This is a genomic window from Hyella patelloides LEGE 07179, assembly GCF_900659865.1.
Taxonomy (GTDB): Bacteria; Cyanobacteriota; Cyanobacteriia; order Cyanobacteriales; family Xenococcaceae; genus Hyella; species Hyella patelloides.
The window spans coordinates 1-3,243 of the sequence record NZ_LR214201.1 but is presented as its reverse complement, the minus strand read 5'-3'; the positions used below and the strand labels follow the sequence as shown (position 1 = coordinate 3,243).

General features: G+C 37.5%; 4 protein-coding genes. 2 read left to right on the top strand and 2 right to left on the bottom strand.

Annotation, left to right across the window (positions count from 1 at the left end; translation table 11 throughout):
• Positions 1 to 727 (top strand): SGNH/GDSL hydrolase family protein (locus H1P_RS32105; protein WP_144875365.1); only part of this gene is annotated, 727 nt, incomplete at its 5' end.
• Between the two features lie 122 nt (positions 728 to 849).
• Positions 850 to 1,785: an NAD-dependent epimerase/dehydratase family protein gene (locus H1P_RS32100; RefSeq protein ID WP_144875363.1), complete on the top strand. Its 936-nt coding sequence runs from the start codon at positions 850 to 852 to the stop codon at positions 1,783 to 1,785.
• Here H1P_RS32100 and pgsA read toward each other — a convergent pair.
• Both pgsA and H1P_RS32090 read right to left on the bottom strand, forming a co-directional pair.
• On the bottom strand, positions 1,722 to 2,282 hold the full coding sequence (gene pgsA, locus H1P_RS32095) for a CDP-diacylglycerol--glycerol-3-phosphate 3-phosphatidyltransferase (protein WP_144875361.1): 561 nt from the start codon (positions 2,280 to 2,282) through the stop codon (positions 1,722 to 1,724). The two genes, H1P_RS32100 and pgsA, sit on opposite strands and share 64 nt — an antisense overlap.
• A gap of 177 nt (positions 2,283 to 2,459) precedes the next feature.
• Entirely contained in the window at positions 2,460 to 3,104 is a 645-nt protein-coding gene (locus tag H1P_RS32090; RefSeq protein WP_222427350.1) for a sugar transferase, read from the bottom strand.
• Between the last annotated feature and the right edge of the window lie 139 nt (positions 3,105 to 3,243).

The window sequence follows — 3,243 nt, the reverse complement described above, 5'->3', positions numbered from 1 at the left end:
AAAAATCACGAAGAAATTAAATTTTTCTGCGGAATGTGAGTTTAATGATGCTATTCCCTTTGGTTTAGAGCAGCAAATTGATAATTTTGAGATGTCATTACAGACTCAAAGTCCTGAAGAAACTCCAGAAGACGATCTATTTTTTCTCTGGGTGGGTTCTAATGATTACTTGAGTTTTATTGAGGATGACGAAAGTACTCCAGATGTAATTGAAACCGACTTTCCCGAAACGGGAAGAGAAAGAAGAGATGCAGCGATCGAAGTTGTCGATATCAATATCGGAGGAGCAATCCAAGATATAATTGATGCAGGAGGAAAAGATATTGTTGTCTTTAACTTACCAGACTTGGATCGAACTCCTTTGGCTCAAGATTTGACCAGCCAAGATCGAAGAGACCTCAGAAAGTTAACCAATCTACACAATAGAAGGCTCTCATGTTTGGCAAGAAAAACTGAAAGAGCTAATCCTGATGTCAACATCATCGAGGTAGATGTTAATGAGTTATTTGATGACATCAGGGATGACCCGAATGAATTTGGTTTTACCAATGTCACCGATAATTTTACTGGTATTGATGTTTATACGGGAATTAATCAACCACCTTCTACAGGTAATCCCAACGAATTTTTATTTTGGGATAGTGTTCATCCCACTACTACAGCACAGAGTTTGGTTACAGATTTAGTCATGGATGAATTAATCGATGAAGGTTTAATCATAGATTAGATGAAGGTTTGATAAAACAATAGTTTCAGTTATTTTTACTTAAAAATTGGCTACATCGCTCAATAGTCCCTTTCCATAAGATAATGAATTGAAGACAGCATAATTATTTAGGAGTGAAAACAATGCGAATTCTGATTATGGGAGGGACTCGTTTTATTGGAGTTTACTTAACCAAAACTTTAGTTGCCCAAGGTCACGATGTCGTATTGTTTAATAGAGGGAATAATCCCCCGCCAGTAGAGGGAATAACTCAAATTACTGGCGATCGCAAAAACTCCAGCCAGTTGAAAGAAAAGTTGGCAAACGAAGTTTTTGATGTGGTTTTTGACAATAATGGTCGAGAATTAAGTCATACCCAACCTTTAGTCGAAATTTTAGGTAATAAGCTTCAGCATTTTGTCTATGTTAGTTCGGCAGGGGTTTATCTCAAATCAAATCAAATGCCTCATAGAGAGGGGGATGCAGTCGATCCTAACAGTCGTCACAAAGGCAAGCATCACACCGAGGCTTATTTGGCAGAATCAGATATCCCTTGGACTTCGATTCGTCCTACCTATATTTATGGACCACAAAATTATAACGATCTCGAAGCTTGGTTTTTCGATCGTTTAGTTCGAGATCGCCCAATTCCTATTCCTGGTAATGGCTTACATATTACTCAATTTGGTCATATTCAAGATCTAGCTGATGCGATGGCTCAGGTAATCGGCAATACTCAAGCTAGCGGTCAAATTTATAATATTTCTGGCGATCGCTATGTTACTTTTGATGGTTTGGCTTTGGCTTGCGCTGAAGCGGTAGGGAAATCAGCAGAAGAAGTTGATTTAGTACATTACGATCCTAGTCAGTTTGATTTTGGCAAACGCAAAGCTTTCCCTCTCCGAGTGCAACACTTTTTTGCTGATGTGAGTAAAGCTCAACAAGAGCTTAATTGGCAACCTAAATACGATTTAGTATCTGGTTTAAAAGACTCTTTTAACAACGATTATTTAGCTCACGGAAGAGACTCATCAGAAATTGATTTCTCTTTGGATGAAGAAATACTGGGAGCAATGTAAATCCAGCCTGAAACCAGAGTAATTGCTACTGAGAGCCAAAACAAGGCAATACTGGGTAAATCCCACGCAGTAGGAAGGGGCGCAATTAAAATAGCGATCGCTATTATCTGAACCACGGTTTTTAACTTACCCCAAATATTTGCCCCACTAATAGCTGTGCTTCCTGTAAGTTTGGGGTTAATTCGCCATCCAGCGATCGCTAATTCTCTTCCTAAGATCAAACATACTCCCCAAGCTGGTATTAATTGCAACTCAATCAAAGCCAACATAGTCCCCAAAACCAGCAATTTATCTACCAAAGGATCGAGAAATTTACCCAACTCCGTTACTAAATCCAATTTTCTCGCTAAATAACCATCCAACCAATCTGTACCCGCAGCTAACACAAAAATTCCTACAGCAACCCAACGATTTTCGACAGTAGGAAATTCTAATAAATATAAAATAAACGGCAAACCTAAAAGACGAGAAACAGTAATCCAAGTAGGTAAATTCATTAATTAGTTTTTTTGCAACCAGTAATAAATATAGTAGTCAATTATCAGTTGCTTGTTTTCTAATTTTTATAACTCGTGGTTGGTTGTATCACAGTTAATAGCTAACAACCAGTAATTAATATTTTGTAACTACCCATTACTTTCCTTATTCCTTACTTCTCGTTTCTTCTTCCTTCTTTAACACGCTCCTTTACGAGCTAAAACGACAAAAATAGTCTGTAAAATTAAGCTTAAGTCATACATACTAGACCATCTGCGTTGGTAATCTAAATCCATCTGCACAATGTCTTCAAAATCCAACACGTTAGAACGACCATTAACTTGCCACTGACCAGTAATACCTGGCTTTACTCGCAAACGTTGATGATGATGGGGAGCATATTTTTCTACCTCATCAGGTGTGGGAGGACGAGTTCCCACTAAACTCATATCTCCAATTAAAACGTTCCAAAACTGAGGAAATTCGTCTAAGCTAGTGCGACGTAAAAAACGCCCTACATCAGTAACCCTAGGGTCGTCGTCATTTTTAAAGATATGACCTTGAGCCTTATTTTTAATTAAGTGTTTCTGCTTATCTGCATTAACGACCATGGAGCGAAATTTCCAAATACGGAATGGTTTTCCATTAAGTCCGCAACGAGTTTGGCTATAAAAAATAGGGCCAGGATCGTCCAATTGCATCGCTAAAGCAATAGGAATAGCTATTATCGCAGTAATCGCTAAACCCATAATTGCGCCTAAAATATCAATCATACGCTTAACTCTACTTTTCACAGAGCGATGCACAGCTAAACTAGAATTATACAGAGGGGACCAATCCATTATATTATTGCTATTTTCTTGTGTTCCAAATGACAAATTAATCATATTTTTATGTATGTAATTCCTATTAAGTTAGGACTTACTTTTTCTCATCTTATGTAATTTTATGGAATTAACCTAGAAAATACTGATAAAAAAA

What these genes read in the sequence shown, in the direction of transcription:
- H1P_RS32100 (WP_144875363.1), top strand. Translation starts at nt 850, where the DNA reads ATGCGAATTCTGATTATGGGAGGGACTCGTTTTATTGGAGTTTACTTA.
- pgsA (WP_144875361.1), bottom strand. Translation starts at nt 2,282, where the DNA reads ATGAATTTACCTACTTGGATTACTGTTTCTCGTCTTTTAGGTTTGCCG.
- H1P_RS32090 (WP_222427350.1), bottom strand. Translation starts at nt 3,104, where the DNA reads ATGGATTGGTCCCCTCTGTATAATTCTAGTTTAGCTGTGCATCGCTCT.